We start from the raw sequence: 17851 nt of genomic DNA, 5'->3' as shown, positions 1-17851 counted from the left end.
GCACTTTCCGGGCCTAGAGGCCCGGAAAGTGCTCACATCACGACAGCGCCACGAGCAGCAGGACGGGCACGCTGACGACGGTCGTGAGCAGTGCCGCGTCGCGGGCGAGCGCCACCCCGGTCGCGAAGCGGACGGCGTAGCCGAAGACGTTCTGCGCGGTCGGCAGGGCGGCGCTCACCACCACCGCGAGCAGGGCCGGGCCGGTGAGCCCGAACGCCGAGCCGATCGTCCACGCGAGGAACGGGTGCACCACGTTCTTGAGCACGATCACCGCCCCCAGGCACACCGGGTCGTCGTCGCGGCCGGGCCGCTGGGCGTGCGCGAGCGAGAGCCCGAACGCCAGCAGCATCGCCGGCACCGCGAGGTCGGCGAGCACTTCGACGGGCTCGAGCAGGCCCTCGGGCACGTGCACCCCGGCGACGTTGAACAGCAGGCCCGCCACCGTCGCCAGCAGCAGCGGGTTGCGCAGCGGCGCCAGCAGCGCCCCGCCGAGCCCCGGGTCCTCGCCGCGGCGCCGGGCCGCGACGACGTCGAGCAGCGTCGTGTACGCGGGCGTCAGCACCGCCAGCTGGAAGATCAGCGACGGCGCGATCTCGGCGGCGCTGCCCAGCGCGTAGGTGGCGATCGGGATGCCGAGGTTGCCGGCGTTGAGGTAGCCGCTGGCCATCGAGCCGACGACGGTCTCGCCGCGCGGGCGGCGCCGCAGCACGCCGACCGGCACGTAGAGCACGCACACCGCCACCGCGGCGAGGGCGGTGACGACCAGCCCGGTGGAGAGCACGCGGGCCACGTCGGCGCGCAGCAGCGTGACGAACAGCAGCGCCGGGCTGGCCACGAAGAACGCGGTGCGCGAGAGCACCTCGGTCGCCCCGTCCGGAAGCACGCCGAGGCGCCCCACCAGCACCCCGACGGCGACGACGACGCCGATGACCAGGAAGCCCGTCAGCACCCCGCTCACCGTTCGATCACCGGGCGAGCCTAGGAGCGCTGCGGACTCCGGAGAACGTGCCTTACGGTCCTGTGACCATGGGCATCCTCGATCGCTTCCGACTGGACGACCGCGTCGCCGTGGTCACCGGCGCCTCCTCCGGGCTGGGCGCCGTGTTCGCCACCGCCCTGGCCGAGGCCGGCGCCGACGTCGTGCTCGGCGCGCGACGCACCGAGAAGCTGGAGGACACGCGCAAGGCCGTCGAGGAACGCGGCCGCCGGGCGGTCACCGTGCGCACCGACGTCGCGTCCCCGGACGACTGCCGGGCGCTCGCCGACGCCGCCGTGAACGAGCTCGGGCGCCTCGACGTCCTGGTCAACAACGCGGGCATCGGCACCGCCTACCCCGCGACCAAGGAGACCCCCGAGCAGTTCCGCGAGGTGATCGACGTCAACCTCAACGGCTGCTACTGGATGGCCCAGGCCGCGGCCCGACACATGCCGCCCGGAAGCTCGATCGTCAACGTCTCGAGCATCCTCGCGCTGACCACGGCCGGGCTGCCGCAGGCCGCCTACTCGGCGTCGAAGGCCGGGCTGATCGGCCTGACACGCGACCTCGCCCAGCAGTGGACCGGTCGCAAGGGCATCCGTGTCAACGCGCTCGCGCCGGGCTTCTTCACCTCCGAGATGACCGACAGCTACCACGAGGGCTACCTCGACACGGTGATGCCGCGGGTCCTCGCGAACCGGATCGGCGATCCCGAGGAGCTGGCCGCCGCCCTGGTCTTCCTGGCCTCGGACGCCGGGTCCTACGTCACCGGCACCACCCTGACCGTCGATGGAGGCGTCACGACGACCTGACGCCGGGTAGTCCCGCGCCCATGGACGACACGCTGCGTGAAGACCAGAAGCTGACCGCCCGCGCGGTTCTCGCGCGCGAGGGCCGGGGGTTCGCCGAGGAGATCGGGCTCGGGCGCACCAACAACCCGGCGAGCCTGTTCGGGCTGCTCGTGACGGCCGTCCTGGTCGCCCCGCGGGGCGAGAGCAGCCCGGCGGCGCGGGCGGCGCACGAGGTGACCAACCGCTGGCACACGTCCGCGGACCTCGCGGCCGCGAGCGAGCAGGACGTCGCCAAGGAGCTCGGCGCCGCGGTCGAGGGCAGCGACCGTGGGGGCCGCGGCGACGACGACGACAGCGCCTCCGACGCCGCGGCGACGCTGCGGACGCTCGCGTCGGCGGTCTCCGAGACCTGGGGCGGCGACCTGCGCGAGCTGCGCGAGAACGCGGGGCACGACCCCGCGCGCGAGCGTGAGCTGCTCGCGGTGCTGCCCGGGGTGGACGACGGCGTCGTCGACGTGTTCCTGCGCGAGGTGCAGGCGCTCTGGGACGAGGTCGCCCCGTTCGCCGACACCCGCGCGCTGCGTGCGGCCGCGGCCCTCGGCCTGGGGGACAGCGCCGACGACCTCGCCCGCTACGGCAACCGGCCGGAGAAGATCGGGCGCCTCGCCGGGGCCCTCGCGCGCATCGACGTCGAGGGCTCCCACGACGAGGTCCGCCGGTCCGGCCCCGAGTAGGGCTCAGCGACCCGCCGGCGCGGTCCGGTCGACGGCCAGCGCCCCGGGCAGCACGCGCGCCGCCTCGAGCAGGCTCGGCCCGTACCAGGTGAGCAACCGTCCGCTGACCAGCACCGACGGGGCGTCGAACGCCTCCGGTCCGTCGTCGGCGGTGAACCGGTAGGGCTCGTCGGGCAGGACGACGAGGTCGTGCGCCGGCAGGTCGGCCGGGTCGAAGCGCGGGTAGCGCTCGGGTGAGTCGCGCTCGGTGCTCGAGCTCCGCTCCGTGGCGTCTCCTCCCAGCACGTTCTCGACGCCCAGCCGCGCCAGCACCGCCCCGGTGAACGTGTCGGGCCCGACGGCCATCCACGGCTTGCGCCAGATCGGCACGACGGCGCGGCGCGGGCTGTCGGGCAGCGGGAGGGCGTCCCACGCGGCCCGCGCCCCGTCGATCCAGGCGGGCCGCTCGAGGCCGCACGCGGCGAGCATCCGCTCCAGCGACCGCAGGGCGTCGTCCACGGTGCGGATGTCCGTGACGTACACCGCGAGCCCTGCCTCGCGGAGCTTCTCGAGCTCTTCGGGCTTGTTCTCCTCGGCGTTGGCCAGGACCAGGTCCGGGCGCAGCGCCACGATCGTGTCGATGTCGGGGTTCTTGGTGCCCCGCACCCGCGTGATCCCGTGCTCGTCGAGGTCGTCCGGGTGCGTGCACCAGTCGGTGGCGCCCACCAGCAGGCCCGGCTCGGTGACCCCGACGGCCTCGGTGAGCGACGGGACGAGGCTGACCACCCGGCCGACGGTCGCGGGGAGTGGGACGCGGCGGCCCTCGTCGTCGACGACGTTCATGTCTCCAGGGTGCCGCACGACGGCGGGTGCGGTGGTCGGGGATGTCCGGATGAGGGCGTTCTCCTCCGGTCCGGGCCGCCGGCACCCAGACTCCGGCTGGAGATCGCCCCGCGCCGCCCGCCCGCCCGCGGTCGGCGTGATCGTCGCCATCCTGGTGCTCCAGGCGGGGCCGGCGTCGGCCGACCGGGCGCACGACTGGCGGCTGCTGCACCGGGAGGTGCGCGGGCGGGTCGCGGATCTGCGGGCCAAGGTTCGCGCGGTGGGCACCGAGGAGGGCGCTGCGGAGCTGCGCGCGATCCTCGGCGGCGAGGACGGCGTCGACCGCCTCGTCGCCGCGCTGATCGCCCAGCTCGCCGCCCAGCTCGCCGCCATGTGAGCACTTTCCGGGGTGATAACCCCGGAAAGTGCTCACATGGGCCGCTACATGGAGCGGCGGTACTGCCCCCCGACCTCGAAGAACGCGTCGGTGAGCTGGCCGAGCGTGCACACGCGCGCCGCCGACATGAGCTCGTCGAAGACGTTCTCGCCCGAGGTCGCCGCGTCCTGAAGCCGGCGCAGGGCCTCCGGCGCGGAGTCGGCGTGGCGGGCCTGGAAGTCGGTGACCCGCTCGAGCTGGCCCTTCTTCTCCTCCTCGGTGCCCCGGGAGAGCTCGAGCTCGTGGCTCTCCTGCTCGGCGTCCTCCGGGGGCAGGAAGGTGTTGACGCCGACGATCGGCAGCGAGCCGTCGTGCTTGCGCGACTCGTAGAGCATCGACTCGTCCTGGATCTTGCCGCGCTGGTAGCCGGTCTCCATCGCGCCCAGGACACCACCGCGCTCGGCGATCGAGTCGAACTCCTGGAGCACCGCCTCCTCGACGAGGTCGGTGAGCTCGTCGATCACGAAGGACCCCTGCAGCGGGTTCTCGTTCATCGAGAGGCCCCACTCGCGGTTGATGATCAGCTGGATCGCCAGCGCGCGCCGCACCGACTCCTGCGACGGCGTCGTGACGGCCTCGTCGTAGGCGTTGGTGTGCAAGGAGTTCGCGTTGTCGTAGAGCGCGCAGAGCGCCTGCAGCGTCGTGCGGATGTCGTTGAAGTTCATCTCCTGCGCGTGCAGCGACCGGCCCGAGGTCTGCACGTGGTACTTGAGCTTCTGGCTGCGCTCGTTCGCGCCGTAGCGGTCGCGCATCGCCACCGCCCAGATCCGGCGGGCGACGCGGCCGATCACGGAGTACTCGGCGTCCATGCCGTTGGAGAAGAAGAACGACAGGTTCGGTGCGAAGTCGTCGATGTCCATCCCGCGCGCGAGGTAGGACTCGACGTAGGTGAATCCGTTCGCGAGCGTGAACGCGAGCTGGGAGATGGGGTTCGCCCCGGCCTCGGCGATGTGGTAGCCGGAGATCGACACCGAGTAGAAGTTGCGCACCTTGTGGCGGATGAACCATTCCTGGATGTCGGCCATCATCCGCAGCGAGAACTCGGTAGAGAAGATGCAGGTGTTCTGGCCCTGGTCCTCCTTGAGGATGTCGGCCTGCACCGTGCCGCGCACGTTCTGGTAGGCGTGCTCGGCGAGCTCGGCGCGCTCCTCCTCGCTGGGCGCCCGCCCGTGCTCCTCGGCGAAGGCGTCGACCTGCTGGTCGACCGCGGTGTTGAGGAAGTAGGCGAGGATCGCGGGCGCCGGGCCGTTGATCGTCATCGACACCGAGGTCGTGGGCGAGGTCAGGTCGAAGCCCGAGTAGAGGACCTTCATGTCGTCGAGGGAGGCGATCGAGACACCCGAGGTGCCGACCTTGCCGTAGACGTCGGGCGGGGTCGCCGGGTCGTGGCCGTAGAGGGTCACCGAGTCGAACGCGGTCGAGAGGCGCTTGGCCGGCGAGTCCTGCGAGAGGTAGTGGAACCGGCGGTTGGTGCGGAACGCGTCGCCCTCGCCGGCGAACATGCGGGCCGGGTCCTCGCCCTCGCGCTTGAACGCGAACACCCCGGCGGTGAACGGGAAGTGCCCGGGCAGGTTCTCCTTGCGCAGGAAGCGCAGGACCTCCTCGTCGGCGGTGAACGCCGGCAGCGAGACCCGGTTGACCTTGTTGCCCGAGAGCGTCTCGCGCGTCAGCCGGGTGCGCAGCTCCTTGTCCCGCACGTGCACGACCATCTCGTCGCCCGCGTAGGCCTCGACGGTCTCCGGCCAGCCCTCGAGCAGCGCCGCGGCCTCGCCGGGCAGGTCGCGCTCGGCCTCGGCGAGGACCGCGGGCAGCTCGCCTGCGTCGCGGTCGCCGAGCGCCTCGGTGGCGGTGCGCAACGCCGCACGCCGGCGGGCCGCGGTGACCATCGCGTCGGTCTGCTCGTGGTAGTCGCGCACCGTGCCGGCGATGTCGGCGAGGTAGCGGGCGCGCTCCGGCGGGATCGAGGCCGCGAAGTCGGTGGAGACCTTCGAGTCCGGGATGGCCAGCCGGCCCTCGCCGACCGTCATCCCGTGCTCGCCGAGCCTCGTGCGCAGGTAGCCGTAGAGGGCGGTGACGCCGTCGTCGTGGAACGTCGCGGCACTGGTGCCGAACACCGGCATGTCCTCCCACGACGAGGAGAACGCGTCGCGGTTGCGCACGAGCTGCCGGGACACGTCGCGCCGGGCGTCCTCGGCCCCGCGGCGCTCGAACTTGTTGATGGCGACGGCGTCCGCGAAGTCCAGCATGTCGATCTTCTCGAGCTGGGACGCGGCGCCGAACTCGGGCGTCATGACGTAGAGCGACGAGTCGACGAAGTCGACGATGCCGGCGTCGCCCTGGCCGATGCCCGGGGTCTCGACGATGACGAGGTCGGCGCCGGAGGCGCGCAGCAGCAGGATCGCGTCCGCGAGGTTCTCCGGGAGCGTGCCGCCCGAGTTGGACCCCTTCCGGCTGCGCGAGGCCATCGAGCGGAAGTAGATCTGCGCCCCGCCGAGCGAGTTCATGCGGATCCGGTCGCCCAGCAGCGCGCCGCCGCCCTTGCGGCGCGTCGGGTCGACGGCGAGCACCGCGATCCGGAGCTTGTCCTCCTGGTCGAGGCGGAAGCGGCGCACGAGCTCGTCGGTCAGCGAGGACTTGCCCGACCCGCCGGTGCCCGTGATGCCGAGGACCGGCACGGCCTTGCTCTCGACGGCCGTCCGTGCGCGCTCGCGGACCTCGTCGGGCAGGGCGCCGGCCTCGGCGACCGAGAGGGCGCGCGCGAGCGTGGCGGGCTCGCCGGTGAAGACGCCGTCCCAGCTCGAGGGCGGCTCGGCGCCGAGGTCGACGTCGCACGCCTTGATCATCGTGTTGATCATTCCCGGCAGGCCCAGGCGCTGGCCGTCGGTCGGGGAGAAGATGCGCGCGACCCCGTGGTCGTGCAGCCGGTCGATCTCGTCGGAGACGATGACGCCGCCACCGCCGCCGTAGACCTTCACGTGCCCGGCGCCGCGCTCGCGCAGCAGGTCGACGAGGTACGAGAAGTATTCGACGTGCCCGCCCTGGTAGGAGCTGACGGCGACGCCCTGGGCGTCCTCCTGGATCGCGGCCGTGACGACCTCGTCCACGGAGCGGTTGTGTCCCAGGTGCACGACCTCCGCGCCCTGGCGCTGGAGGATCCGCCGCATGATGTTGATGGCCGCGTCGTGACCGTCGAACAGGCTCGCCGCGGTGACGAAGCGGATGGGGTGGGTCGGGACGTACAGCTCGTCCGTCATGCTTCCTCGCAGTTCAGGTCGGCGCTCCGACAAATAGTAGGACGTCAAAGCGTTTGGCGACCAGCGACACACGTCACTCACGGAGCGAAGTCTCAGAACGACCGAACGAGTGAACAGTCGGTGCGCTCGGGGGCAGAGCGCTCACCGATCGATACCTGCCCTCGGCGACGCCGCGACGAGGGAACGGATTCGCACGCCGGAGAACGGGGCTGTACGGGTGAGTGAGGAATGGTCCGTACGCCGGGGTTCCTGCCGCATCGCGCCGGGTATCACGCTGGCCCCGCCCCGAAGGGCCCCTCGGTACTAGGAGTACGAAGTGATCATTCTCGGTGTCATCCTGATCATCATCGGAGCCGTCACCGGCATCTCGATCCTCTACACGATCGGCGCGATCCTGGCCGTCGTCGGGCTCGTCCTGACGATCCTGGGCGCTGTCGGCCGTGGTGTCGGTGGCCGCAAGACCTACTTCTGACCGCTCCGCACGACCGAGACGCACGACCGCGGCCCGTCCCCGGCGAGGGGGACGGGCCGTTCCGTTCCCGGGCGCCACCCGCGGCACGGGAACTCGGGGCGGGCCCGGACCCGGCCGGGGACCGGTGCCCGCCCTCGGTGTCTCTCACGGGCCCGCCGCCCACCCGTGGGGGTCGTCCCACGCCTGCAGGCTCCGGCGGCTCGTGAATCGCCGCTCCTCGCCCGTGCGCGGGTCCGGGAACGCCAGCTCGCGGGCCAGGAGCTGCAGCGGGGCGCGGAAGTCGTCGAGCGGGACGTCGCGAACCTCGGGATAGAACGGGTCGCCGAGCACCGGCAGGCCGAGCGAGGCCATGTGCACGCGCAGCTGGTGGGTGCGCCCGGTGTGGGGCGTGAGGCGGTACCTCGCCCGGCCGGCGTCCGCCTCGAGCAGCTCCACCCGCGTCTCCGCGTTCGGCTCGCCCGGCACCTCCCGCGCCGTGACCACGCCGCGCTCCTTGACGATCCGGCTGCGCACCACCCGCGGCAGGTCCACCCCCGGGTCGTGCGGGGCGACCGCCTCGTAGATCTTCGCGACGCGCCGGTCGCGGAACAGGTTCTGGTACGTCCCGCGCCGCTCCGGTTCGATCACGAACAGCACGAGGCCCGCGGTCACCCGGTCCAGCCGGTGCGCCGGGCTCAGCGCCGGCAGCCCGAGCCGGTGGCGCAGCCGCACCAGCGCGGTCTCGCGGACGTGGCGCCCGCGGGGGATCGTCGCGAGGAAGTGCGGCTTGTCGACCACGACGATCTCGTCGTCGCGGTGGACGACGTCGACCTCGAACGGCACCGGCGCCTCGTCGGGCAGGTCGCGGTGGAACCAGATCACCGACCGGGGCACGAACGGCGTGTCCGGCCCGAGCGGCCCGTCGTGGTCGACGATCCGGCCCTCGGCGAGCATCGCGTCCACCCGCCCGGGCGGGACCGGCAGCCGGTCGACGAGGTGATCGCGCAGCGTCGCCCACGGGCCGTCGTCGGGCATCCGCACCCGCGCCGGATCGAGCCCGTCGCGCGGCGGGAGCGGCGGGCTGCGGCGGGGCACGGCCCGAGACTACGGATCCCTACAGGAACACCTCGGCGGCCTTCGTGGCCCACGCGTCGAGGAAGGCCTCGGGCCCGACCCGGTAGTCCCGCGTCTCGCGGTGCCGCCACCAGCGTTCGGCCTGGATCCAGGCGAAGTCCCGGGTGCCGACGACGAGGACGTCGCCGACGAGGTTCCCGAGACGGTCGAGGATGCCGCCGTCGGGGCCCCACCGCGTCCAGGGCACCTCGTTGTCCTCGCAGAGCTGGTCCATGCGGTTGTGAAAGATCGTGTTGATCGCCTGGTAGTCGGCGTACTGCTCGTCGGTGGTGGCGAGCGGGTCGTCGGGGTGCTGCTCCCACACGTCGAGCAGGGCGAACGCGAGGTCGAAGTTCACGTGGGCGTTCACCCCCGCGACCGCGAACTGCCACGGCGCGATGTCCTTCTCCTGGCGGCGCGAGAAGGTCAGCTCCCAGCACCCGGGTGTGCGTTGCCGGGCGAGGTGTGCGTGCAGGGCGTCGAGGTAGCGCTGCGCGAACGCGAGGTCCAGCTCGATGATGAACCGGCCGGTCCGGAACAGGTGCCCGGCCTGCCACGCGGCGAGGACGTCCGACGTGATCGTGTGGTAGAGGTCGGCGAAGCAGGCGATGCCGTCGCGCTCCGCGTCGCCCTCGACCCGATCGGCGACGTCGCGGATGCGCCCGAGGACGTCGACGACCTCCGTCACCTCGGTCGGGTGCCGGGCCGCGAGCGGCTTCAGCAGGGCCTGGTTGTCCACCAGGCTCTGGCGTTCAGACACGGGTTCCTCGCTCGGGGCCGGTGGGACGCGCGCGGACACGCTGGAGCAGGGCCGCGGCCTGGGTGCGGGAGCGGGTGCCGGTCTTGGCGAGCACCCGGGACACGTGGACGGCGACGGTGCGCTCGCTGATGTAGAGGCGGTGGGCGATCTCGCGGTTGGACAGCCCGTCGGCGAGGACGGCGAGGACCTCGTGCTCGCGGGACGTCAGCGCGGCGAGCTCGGGGGCCCGCCGCGCGGCGGCGGTGGTCTCCTCGGCCGCCGGGGTCGCGACCGCCGCCTCGCCGGCGTGCGCGACGTCGAGCCGGGCCCGGCGGGCGAGCCCGGCGATCTCGTCGAGGAACGGCCCGGCGCCCAGGGCGGTCGCGGTCTCCGCCGCCGAGCGCAGCGCGCGGGCGGCCTCGCCGCGACGCGTGCCGGAGGCGAGCAGGGCCTCGGCGCGGCGCAGCATCGCGTACGCCGCGGGGTAGGGGTTGAGCTGCTTGCCCCACATCTCGGCGACCTGCGCCCAGGCGTCGGGGTCCGAGACGCCGGCGGCGCGCCCGGCCTCGGCGCGGCACATCGTCACGTAGGCGAGCACGGTGCGGCGCAGCGCGGGCACGGTGCTCGGCACCCGTCGCTCCAGGTTGACCGTGTGCCGGGCGAGCCGTTCCCGGGCGGCACGGTCGGTGGCCATCCCGCGCGCGGCGGCCTCCGCCTCGGCGCGCAGCCCGTGCCAGACCAGCGGGGCGACGAGGAAGACGTCGTCGGGCGTGTGCTCGGCGATCTCCAGGCCGCGCGCGACGAGCGTGCGCGCGAGGTCCGGACGCCCACGCCACATCTCCACGCCCGAGCGCAGGGTCAGCAGCGGGACGCGGTAGCGCGAGGCCACCGTGCCGCGCCGGGGCGGGGCGGGCGCGCCGTCCTCCGGCGCGGGCGCCCCGGGGTCCTCGCCGGTGCCGTCGAGGGCGAGGAGGTCGACCGCGCGGAGATCCTCGTCGGCCTCGACGAACTCGCCGCGCCCGACCTGGAGGCGGCAGCGCGCGAGCCGCACCTCGAGCGCGTCGGCCCCGGTGGGCGAGAGCGCCCACGCCTCGTCGACGGCGTCCGACGCCTCCGCCCAGCGCCCGAGGCGGAACAGGCCGTTCGCGGTGGTCGCGAGCAGCCGGACCCCGGCCGAGCGCGCCAGCCCGAGGTCCCGCATGCGCGCCACGCCCTGCCGTGCGATCTCGACGCCCTCGTGCAGCTCGCCCAGCGGTCCGGACAGGAGATCCGCCCACGCCTGGTAGGCGCGCCCGACCGCTGCGGCGTCGCCCGTGCGCTCGGCGATCATGAGGCCGTCCGCGACGGCGGCGAGCCCGGCGTCCGAGTTCTCGAGGTAGGCCAGCGCGGAGCCCAGCGTGGCGAGCATCGGTGCCTGCTCGGCGTGCTCGCCCTGCCGGCGCGACACCGCGAGCGCCCGCTCGGCCTCGCGCTTGGCCCCGCGCACGTCGCCGGTGATCAGCAGCGCCTCCGCGTGGGCGGCGTGCACGGCGGCCAGGGCGGGGTCGTCGCCGACGCGCTCGGCGCGCCCGGCGTCGTGCAGCACCGCCACGGCGTCGCCCGTGCGCCCCGCGTCGAGCAGCGAGCGCCCGAGCCGCACGACCGCGGGCAGCTCGGCGATCCCCGCCGCGGCCGGGTCGGGCACGAGGCGGCGCAGGAGGTCGACGGCCGCGTCGTACTCGCCCGCGAGCTGGGCGGTGTCGGCGGCGCGGGCGAGCATCACGTCCGCCTCGGGGTCGTCGCCGGCGGCCGGGGGCAGGGCCGGCGGGCGGTGACCGGGCAGGACCCGCGCCGACGGGGGCGTCGCGCGCGCGGCCGTCAGGGCGAGCGCCGCCATCCACTGGCGGTGCGCCGTGCCGAACTCGTGGATCTGCTCGGCGACGGTCGCCGCGTGCACCACCGCGGGCAGGGCGCTCTCGGGGTCGTCGGCGCGGGCCCAGTGGTGCGCCCGGCGCAGCGACGCCGCCGGGTCGAGCGCCAGCTCGGGCCCGGCGCCGAGCACGGCGTCGTAGGCGACGGCGTAGCGGCGGTGCAGCCCGCGGCGCTCTCCCGGCATCAGCTCCGCGGCGACGACGTCGCGCATGAGCCCGTGGCGCAGCGCGTAGCCCTCGACCTCCGGGTCGACGACGACCATCGCCGCCGCGGCCGCCTCGCGCAGCGCGGCGAGCAGGTCGTGCTCCTGCTCGGTGCGCACCACCTCCGCGAGCAGCCGGTGCGGCACCGGCTCCTCACCCAGCGCCAGCGCGGCGACCACCGTCTGGGCGAGCGGCCGCAGGCCCGAGAGCCGGCCGAGGACGAGGCCGCGCAGCCCGGGGGAGAGGCCGTCGGCGGCGCCGTCGGCGACCGCGGCAAGGGTCTCGGCGACGATGAACGGGTTGCCCGCGGACCGCCGCCACACCAGGTCGGTCAGGCCGGCGTCGCCGCCCGCGTCGCGCACGATGTCCTCGATCCGCCCGCGGGGCAGCGGCGCGAGCTCGATGGCCCGCACGGCCCGGTCGCGGGTCAGCTCGGGGAGCATGCGGCGCAGGGGATGGGTGACGTCGAGCGCCTCGGAGCGGGCGGTGGCCACGAGCAGGATGTGCTCGTCGGTCAGGTGCGCGACGAGCGACACCACGAGCTCGCGGGTGGTGCGGTCGGCCCAGTGCAGGTCGTCGACGACGACGAGCACGGGCGCCTCGCCGGCCAGCGTGACCAGCACCCGGCGGACCAGTTCGAGCAGGTGTCCGCCCGACGGGGGCGTCGCGCCGGGACCCGGGTCGAGCAGCGGGGCGAGCTCGTCGCGCCAGGGCGCGAGGGCGGTGCGCGCCGCGAGGACGGCCGGCGTGGGCTCGTCGGCCGCACGCAGCAGACGGCGCAGCCCGGTGGCGACCGGCCAGAGAGGCAGCTGCTCGCCGACGTCGACCGCGGTGCCGCTGACGACCACGCCGCCGTCGGCCTCGACGCGCTCGGCCAGCCCGCGCACCAGCCGCGTCTTCCCCGCCCCGGCGTCGCCGGTGAGGACGACGGTCAGCGCGCCCGAGGTCCGGGCGCGCTCCCAGCACCGCGTGAGGACGGCGGCGTCGGCGGCGCGCCAGGACGGCGGGCCGGCGGCCGTGCCCGCACCACCCCCCTGGTCCGCCCCCTGACCTGCCACGGCGACGACGCTAGGCGCGCGCGATCGGCGGCGTCCAGCGGCGTCAGCACGCCACTGTCGTCCTAGTCATTTCTTCTGATGTGCCGGCTGGACCGATGTCGAGACGCTTCGTCATGAGGGCGGGACGACGGTCGTCGGGGGACCGGAGGGGGTCGCTCGGACGTCCTCGCGCTCGCCCGGGTCATGTGGCCGGGCGCGCGACGGGAGGGGGAGGCGGGGTCTGCTGGCGCCCGGGGGGACGCCCGGGACACCCGTCTCCCCTTTTCCGAGCTACCAGAGCCGTTGCGTGGCGATCCGCGCGCCCGCCGACAGCGCCCGGAACTTCTCCCACACCACGCTCGGATGCACCTCGGGGGAGTAGCTCGCCCGCGACGAGAACCCGCAGTCGGCGCCCGCGATGACGTTCTCGCGGCCGACGCACGACGCGTACCAGCCGATCATGTCGGCGATCAGCTCCGGGTGCTCCACGTAGTTCTGCGCGTGCCCGAGCAGGCCGGGGATCAGGACCGAACCCTCGGGCAGCGCCTTCCTCAACCGGGAGTCCTCCCAGATCCTCCACTCGTGCATGTGGCGCGGGTTGGCGACCTCGAACGAGTAGCCGCCGGCGCGCATCGCGATCATGTACGGCGCGACCTCGCCCATGCCGATGTCGTGGATGCGCGGCCCGTGGTTGAGCCCGTAGCAGGTGTGCAGGCGGATCCTCTCGGTCGGGATGCCGCGCAGGCTGTGGTTGACGATCTCGGCGTGCTCGCGGGCGGTGCGGTCGCGTTCGGCGGGCTCGAGGGTCGGGTCGGAGAGGATCTCGATCAGCCAGGGGTCGTCGATCTGGAGCAGGAAGCCGGCGTCGACGATCGCCAGGTACTCCTCGCGCAGCGCCTCCCCGACGGCCTCGTAGTACTCGCGGTCGGTCGCGTAGTACTCGTTGCGCCCGAACCCGCGAGGCGAGGTGGAGGGCATGAACGCCTCGACCACCCCGGAGACGCCGGCGATCGCCTTCTGCAGGTTGGCGAGGTCGGTCTGCAGCTCGTCCTGGCCGGTGTAGCTCACCGGTCCGACGCAGGCGACGGTCTGCATCGGCGCGACCGTCTTGGTGTACTTGCCCAGGTAGCCCTCGTAGTACGCCGGGAACGCGTCGATCTCGACCTGCCAGGACGGCGGCAGGAGGCGCTCGCCCGAGTCGGGGGAGAAGCCGTCGAGCCGGCGCTGGACGTAGGTCGCGAAGCTGACCTTGCCCATCTCGCCGTCGGTGACGACGTCGATGCCGGTCTCGCGCTGGCGCGCGACGACGTCGGCGACGGCCTCGGTCACCTGCCGGGCGAAGAGGTCGGCGTCGTAGGGACCGCCGTGCTCCTTCTCCCGCATCGTGTCGAGCAGGGCCTCGGGACGGGCGAGGCTGCCGACGTGGGTCGTCAGGACGCGGTCGGTGCTGCGCTGCATGGACCTGACGGTAGGAGCGGGGTCGCGGGGCCGTACCTGACCTGTTCCGGTGGGGCGAACGGGGCGCGTCGGTGGTGCGGATGCCCGACGGCGGCGTGCGGCACACCGAGGTCGCGGCGTTCGCCTCGTGACGGGTCAGCCCCGGGCACGCTCCAGGTCCGCGGAGATCCGGGCCGCCACCCGGCGCACACCCTGGACGACCGCCGGCTTCCGGGGTCCGAGAACGCGCGAGGTCGGCCCGACCACCGACAGCGCGGCGACCGGGTGCGGGCGCCCGCCGCGGGTGAGCGTGATCGGCGCGGCGACCGACGACCAGCCGGGCTCGAACTCCTCGCGGGAGGTCGCGTAGCCCTGCTCGCGGGTGATCGCGAGGATCTGGCGGTAGCGCAGCGGGTCGACGACCGTGAACGGGGTGTAGCGCCGCAGCCCGCGCTCGAGGATCGCCGTGATCAGGGCCGGATCCGCGGCGGCGAGCACGCGGCCCGCGCTCGACGAGTGCGCCGGGTTGCGGCGGTGCTCGCTGCGGAAGCGGACGTTCATGGCCGCCGACTCGGCCCGCTCGACGTAGAGCACGTCGGTACCGACGCTGACGCCGAGCTGGATCGTCTCGCGCAGCAGCTCGCGCAGCTCGCCCATCGCGGGCAGGGCGACGTCGCGCAGCATGAGGCGGTCGACGGCGAGCTGCCCGTACTCGAACAGGCGCAGGCCCAGGCGGTAGCGGCCCGAGCCGGTGCGCTCGAGCAGCCCGCCGGTGGCCAGGGCCGCCAGCATCCGGCACGCGGTGCTCTTGGCGATGCCGAGGCGGGCGGCGACGCGCGTGGCACCCAGCTCGGCCTCGTCGGCGAAGCAGTCGAGCACCGAGACCGCGGTCGAGACCGAGCGCAGCGGGGAGTCGTCCTCGGCCGGGCCGACGGCGTCGTCGAGGTCCAGCGGGGGGAGGGACAGGACCGTCATGGACTCAGGCCTCCCATTGTGGGAACTCGTCGGGCGGCGGCACGTTCACCTCGGTCACCCGGTTGCGGTAGGAGACGAACGCGCTCTGCGCGCCCTCGCGCACCTTGACCCGGATCTCCTCGGTGTTCAGCGGCTCGCCGGGGTCGTAGCCGTGCGCCCAGGTGGCGAACGCGCGCATCGGCCCGGAGTGGGTCGCGGCGAGGATGCGGCGGTGGGTCAGCGTGCCGTCGGGTCGGGTCGACTCGGTGATCAGCCGGTGGAACCCGCGCCAGAACCGGCGCACGCACATCGCCGGCGGCTCGAAGTACATCATCGGGATCGTGAGCCACTCCTGGATCGGGTCCGCCCCGCCCAGCTGCGTGCGGTAGAAGCGGTCGATCTCGACGAGCCAGCGGGGGCGGTCGCCGACGGCGAGGCGCTCGAGGGTCTCGTTGGTGGCCTGGTACTGCCGGAACGCCGAGGTGACGTCGCGCAGCCCGTCGGGGGTCCAGACCCCGAAGTTGCGCAGCTCCGGGATCGGCTCCTTCTCGGTGATCTCGGCGTCGATGCCCCACATCTGCAGGCCGTCGGTGACGCCGTTGTAGAGCTGGTCGGCGGTCTGGCGGGCGCGGTTGGTGTCGGCACACACCAGCCGCACCCTGTCGCCGTGGTCGAAGCGGCGCGCGAGCTCGTGCCCGCGGCGGTGGGCCTGCCAGCCGCCCATCGGCGTCAGGCCGGCGTCGGTGGAGTAGCCCTGGGTGATGCCGTGCCGGATGATCGAGATCTCGCAGACGATCCTCTCGGAGGCGCGGCGCTCCACCGGCGCGGCGACCTCCTTGCCGCGGCTCGCCTCGGCCAGCGCGGGCGTGAAGGTCCTGCCCTCGTACTCGACGGTCCCGGTGTCGGCGGGAGCCGACCCGCGCTCGCGGAAGCGTCGCAGGTAGAGGGGCGTGCTTGCCTGGTCGGTGTTCTGGCTGGTCTCCGGCGGAGCCGTGTCCTCGGCGGGCCTCTCGGTCCCGCGGCGCGAGCGGTAGCGGGACAGGTAGTCCGGGGCCTCGTAGCGGTGGACCGAGCGCGGGTCGGTGCGGTTGTCGGTGGTCACCAGCCGCCCCCGATCACGAGTGCACCGTGAAGAAGCGCTCGTTGACCTGGCGGTGGTAGTAGAAGATGGCGCGCCCCATCTCCTCCTCGGTCCAGGTGATCGGCTCGAAGTCCGGGTCGACCCAGTAGCCGCCGGTGAAGAGCTCGTTGCGGTTGCCGGCCGGGTCGAAGAAGTACGTCGTGTACCCGCGGGTGACGCCGTGGCGCGTGGGAGCCACGTCGATCGTCACGCCGTGGTACGCGAGCGCGTCGGCCGCCTCGCGGATGCCGTTCCAGTCGTCCATCCAGAACGCGAAGTGGTGCAGCGCCCCGTTCGGCCCGGTGATCACGGCGATGTCGTGCGGGGTGTGCGAGTGCTCGAGGAACGTCGCGAGCTGGTGGCCGTCGTTGGCGAGGATCTGCTCGGTGAGCCGGAACTCGAGCAGCTCGGTGAAGAACGCCGTGAAGGCCTCGACGTCCTCGGCCATGACGAACAGGTGGTCCAGGCGCGGCGGCGCGATCCCGATGAGGTCCTGCGGACGCGGCGGCGGGTTGGTCTTCGGCAGCATGTTGCCGATCCGCTCGGTGCCGTGGGTGAGCTCGACGAGGTGGCCCGACGGGGCGTCGAAGCGGATCGCCTCGCCCCAGCCCGGGCCCAGCTCGCGGGCCGCGAAGCGCTTGACCCCCACGCCGGCGGCCTCGAGCTTCGTCGTGAAGTGGTCGAGGTCTTCGGGCTCGTTGAGCTTGAACGACATGTGGTCGAGGCCGTAGGTGGGGGCCTCGCGCAGGATCACCGAGTGGTGCTCGCGCTCGTCCCAGCACTTGAGGAACACGCGCGCAGCACCGTCGCGCTCGTCGCGCGCGGTCTCCACGAGGCCGAGGACCTCGGTGTAGTAGGCGGTGGCGAGCTCCAGGTCGGGGACCCGGACCTCGACGTGCTGCAGCCGGATGATCCGGTCTGAGGTGGTGGCCACGGTCGGCAATCCCCTTACGTGTGCATCCGCAGGAACCGCTGGCTGACGACGTTCTCGTAGTAGAAGAGGCCCTTGCCGAAGTTGTCCTCGGTCCAGGTGAGGATCTCGGTGTCGGGGTCGACCCAGTAGCCGCCGGTGAAGACTTCGTTGCGGATCCCGAGCGGGTCGAAGAAGTAGATGGTGTTGCCGCGGGTGACACCGTGGCGCGTCGGGCCCTGGTCGATCTGCACCCCGTTGAAGGCCAGCGTGTCCGCGGCCTTGCGGATGTGGTCCCAGTCGTCGAGCCAGTAGGCCCAGTGGTGCAGGGCGCCGTTGGGGCCGTTGACGATGGCGATGTCGTGCGGGGAACGGGTGTTGCCGGCGAGCCATACGCCGAGCTGGTGGCCGTTGCCGTCGAGGACCTGCTCGGTCATGCGCATCCCGAGCACGTCGATGAAGAACGCCGCGGACTCCGCGACCTCCTCTGCGTTGACCAGCATGTGGTCCATGCGCGGTGGCGCAATGCCGGGCAGGTCGGGCGGCGGGACCGGCGACGGGTTGGTCTTGCCGAGCAGGTTGCCGGTCTTCTCGATGTCCCAGACCAGCTCCATGATCTGGCCCGACGGGACCTCGAAGCGCAGCGACTCGCCCTGGCCGACCGCCTCGCCGCGGCTGACGCGCGAGGTGGGACAGCCGTAGGCCTCGACCTTCTTCTCCAGCTCGTGGAGGTCGTCCTCCTCCTCGACGCGGAAGGTGAACGAGTCCATCCCGGTGCGCGGGTTGTAGCGCATCCGCAGCGAGTGGTGGTCCTCCTCGTCCCAGCACTTGAGGTAGACGCAGTCGTCGGTGCGCTGGACCTGTTGGAGCCCCATCACCTCGGTGTAGTACGCCGCCGACAGATCGAGGTCGGGCGTGCGGACGTCGACGTGGGCCAGGCGGAGGATTCCCATGCGAGGTGCCCTTTCCCGGGCGTGCCGGCTT

The 17851-nt window shown here is 73.2% G+C and carries 15 protein-coding genes; 4 read left to right on the top strand and 11 right to left on the bottom strand.

Annotation, left to right across the window (positions count from 1 at the left end; genetic code table 11):
* Positions 1-37 precede the first annotated feature (37 nt).
* A complete protein-coding gene (locus AC2A1K_RS30260) occupies positions 38-958 on the bottom strand; it encodes an AEC family transporter (RefSeq protein WP_483900060.1) in 921 nt (306 codons plus the stop codon).
* 68 nt (positions 959-1026) lie between these two features.
* Here AC2A1K_RS30260 and AC2A1K_RS30255 point away from each other — a divergent pair, with 68 nt between their 5' ends.
* Together AC2A1K_RS30255 and AC2A1K_RS30250 are read left to right on the top strand one after the other, a co-directional pair.
* Positions 1027-1788, top strand: coding sequence for an SDR family NAD(P)-dependent oxidoreductase (locus tag AC2A1K_RS30255; RefSeq protein ID WP_483900059.1), 762 nt, complete (start codon positions 1027-1029; stop codon positions 1786-1788).
* A gap of 20 nt (positions 1789-1808) precedes the next feature.
* Positions 1809-2501, top strand: coding sequence for a hypothetical protein (locus AC2A1K_RS30250; protein WP_483900058.1), 693 nt, complete (start codon positions 1809-1811; stop codon positions 2499-2501).
* 3 nt (positions 2502-2504) lie between these two features.
* Here the strand turns inward: AC2A1K_RS30250 and AC2A1K_RS30245 are convergent, their stop codons facing one another.
* Positions 2505-3323, bottom strand: coding sequence for a helical backbone metal receptor (locus AC2A1K_RS30245; RefSeq protein ID WP_483900057.1), 819 nt, complete (start codon positions 3321-3323; stop codon positions 2505-2507).
* A 49-nt stretch (positions 3324-3372) separates the two neighbouring features.
* Here AC2A1K_RS30245 and AC2A1K_RS30240 point away from each other — a divergent pair, with 49 nt between their 5' ends.
* Complete coding sequence (locus AC2A1K_RS30240; RefSeq protein ID WP_483900056.1) at positions 3373-3699, top strand: hypothetical protein; 327 nt, start codon at positions 3373-3375, stop codon at positions 3697-3699.
* Positions 3700-3743: 44 nt separating this feature from the next.
* On the opposite strand, the gene icmF is transcribed toward AC2A1K_RS30240, so the two are convergent.
* A complete protein-coding gene (gene icmF, locus AC2A1K_RS30235) occupies positions 3744-6992 on the bottom strand; it encodes a fused isobutyryl-CoA mutase/GTPase IcmF (RefSeq protein WP_483900055.1) in 3249 nt (1082 codons plus the stop codon).
* A gap of 316 nt (positions 6993-7308) precedes the next feature.
* Here icmF and AC2A1K_RS30230 point away from each other — a divergent pair, with 316 nt between their 5' ends.
* Positions 7309-7464 carry a hypothetical protein gene (locus tag AC2A1K_RS30230; RefSeq protein WP_274192176.1) on the top strand — a complete coding sequence of 52 codons (156 nt, stop codon included), beginning with the start codon at positions 7309-7311 and terminating at the stop codon, positions 7462-7464.
* Between the two features lie 144 nt (positions 7465-7608).
* Here AC2A1K_RS30230 and AC2A1K_RS30225 read toward each other — a convergent pair whose 3' ends face one another.
* From AC2A1K_RS30225 to AC2A1K_RS30190, 8 genes are all read right to left on the bottom strand, one after another.
* Positions 7609-8478: an RluA family pseudouridine synthase gene (locus AC2A1K_RS30225; RefSeq protein WP_483900081.1), complete on the bottom strand. Its 870-nt coding sequence runs from the start codon at positions 8476-8478 to the stop codon at positions 7609-7611.
* 79 nt (positions 8479-8557) lie between these two features.
* Positions 8558-9316: a DUF5995 family protein gene (locus AC2A1K_RS30220; RefSeq protein WP_483900054.1), complete on the bottom strand. Its 759-nt coding sequence runs from the start codon at positions 9314-9316 to the stop codon at positions 8558-8560.
* Positions 9309-12467: a helix-turn-helix transcriptional regulator gene (locus AC2A1K_RS30215; protein ID WP_483900053.1), complete on the bottom strand. Its 3159-nt coding sequence runs from the start codon at positions 12465-12467 to the stop codon at positions 9309-9311. The genes AC2A1K_RS30220 and AC2A1K_RS30215 overlap by 8 nt, the downstream gene beginning before the upstream one ends.
* A 270-nt stretch (positions 12468-12737) precedes the next feature.
* A complete protein-coding gene (locus tag AC2A1K_RS30210; protein WP_483900052.1) occupies positions 12738-13904 on the bottom strand; it encodes a cobalamin-independent methionine synthase II family protein in 1167 nt (388 codons plus the stop codon).
* Between the two features lie 135 nt (positions 13905-14039).
* Positions 14040-14858, bottom strand: coding sequence for an IclR family transcriptional regulator (locus tag AC2A1K_RS30205; RefSeq protein ID WP_483900051.1), 819 nt, complete (start codon positions 14856-14858; stop codon positions 14040-14042).
* A gap of 4 nt (positions 14859-14862) precedes the next feature.
* Positions 14863-15939 (bottom strand): histidine phosphatase family protein, encoded by a 1077-nt coding sequence (locus AC2A1K_RS30200; RefSeq protein WP_483900050.1) that lies wholly within the window; start codon positions 15937-15939, stop codon positions 14863-14865.
* Positions 15940-15952: 13 nt separating this feature from the next.
* Positions 15953-16891, bottom strand: a complete 939-nt coding sequence (locus AC2A1K_RS30195; protein ID WP_483900049.1) for a catechol 2,3-dioxygenase — start codon at positions 16889-16891, stop codon at positions 15953-15955.
* Between the two features lie 14 nt (positions 16892-16905).
* Positions 16906-17820: a catechol 2,3-dioxygenase gene (locus AC2A1K_RS30190; protein ID WP_483900048.1), complete on the bottom strand. Its 915-nt coding sequence runs from the start codon at positions 17818-17820 to the stop codon at positions 16906-16908.
* Between the last annotated feature and the right edge of the window lie 31 nt (positions 17821-17851).

It is taken from the genome of Actinomycetospora sp. 2LY8.5 (assembly GCF_057180585.1).
The sequence above is the reverse complement of the archived record's forward strand: the minus strand, read 5'-3'. Positions and strand labels throughout refer to the sequence as shown.

Bases quoted from the DNA above. Each gene is read 5' to 3' on its own strand.
- AC2A1K_RS30255 (WP_483900059.1), top strand. From the start codon at position 1,027: ATGGGCATCCTCGATCGCTTCCGACTGGACGACCGCGTCGCCGTGGTC.
- AC2A1K_RS30250 (WP_483900058.1), top strand. From the start codon at position 1,809: ATGGACGACACGCTGCGTGAAGACCAGAAGCTGACCGCCCGCGCGGTT.
- AC2A1K_RS30245 (WP_483900057.1), bottom strand. From the start codon at position 3,323: ATGAACGTCGTCGACGACGAGGGCCGCCGCGTCCCACTCCCCGCGACC.
- AC2A1K_RS30240 (WP_483900056.1), top strand. From the start codon at position 3,373: ATGAGGGCGTTCTCCTCCGGTCCGGGCCGCCGGCACCCAGACTCCGGC.
- icmF (WP_483900055.1), bottom strand. From the start codon at position 6,992: ATGACGGACGAGCTGTACGTCCCGACCCACCCCATCCGCTTCGTCACC.
- AC2A1K_RS30225 (WP_483900081.1), bottom strand. From the start codon at position 8,478: ATGCCCGACGACGGCCCGTGGGCGACGCTGCGCGATCACCTCGTCGAC.
- AC2A1K_RS30210 (WP_483900052.1), bottom strand. From the start codon at position 13,904: ATGCAGCGCAGCACCGACCGCGTCCTGACGACCCACGTCGGCAGCCTC.
- AC2A1K_RS30205 (WP_483900051.1), bottom strand. From the start codon at position 14,858: ATGACGGTCCTGTCCCTCCCCCCGCTGGACCTCGACGACGCCGTCGGC.
- AC2A1K_RS30190 (WP_483900048.1), bottom strand. From the start codon at position 17,820: ATGGGAATCCTCCGCCTGGCCCACGTCGACGTCCGCACGCCCGACCTC.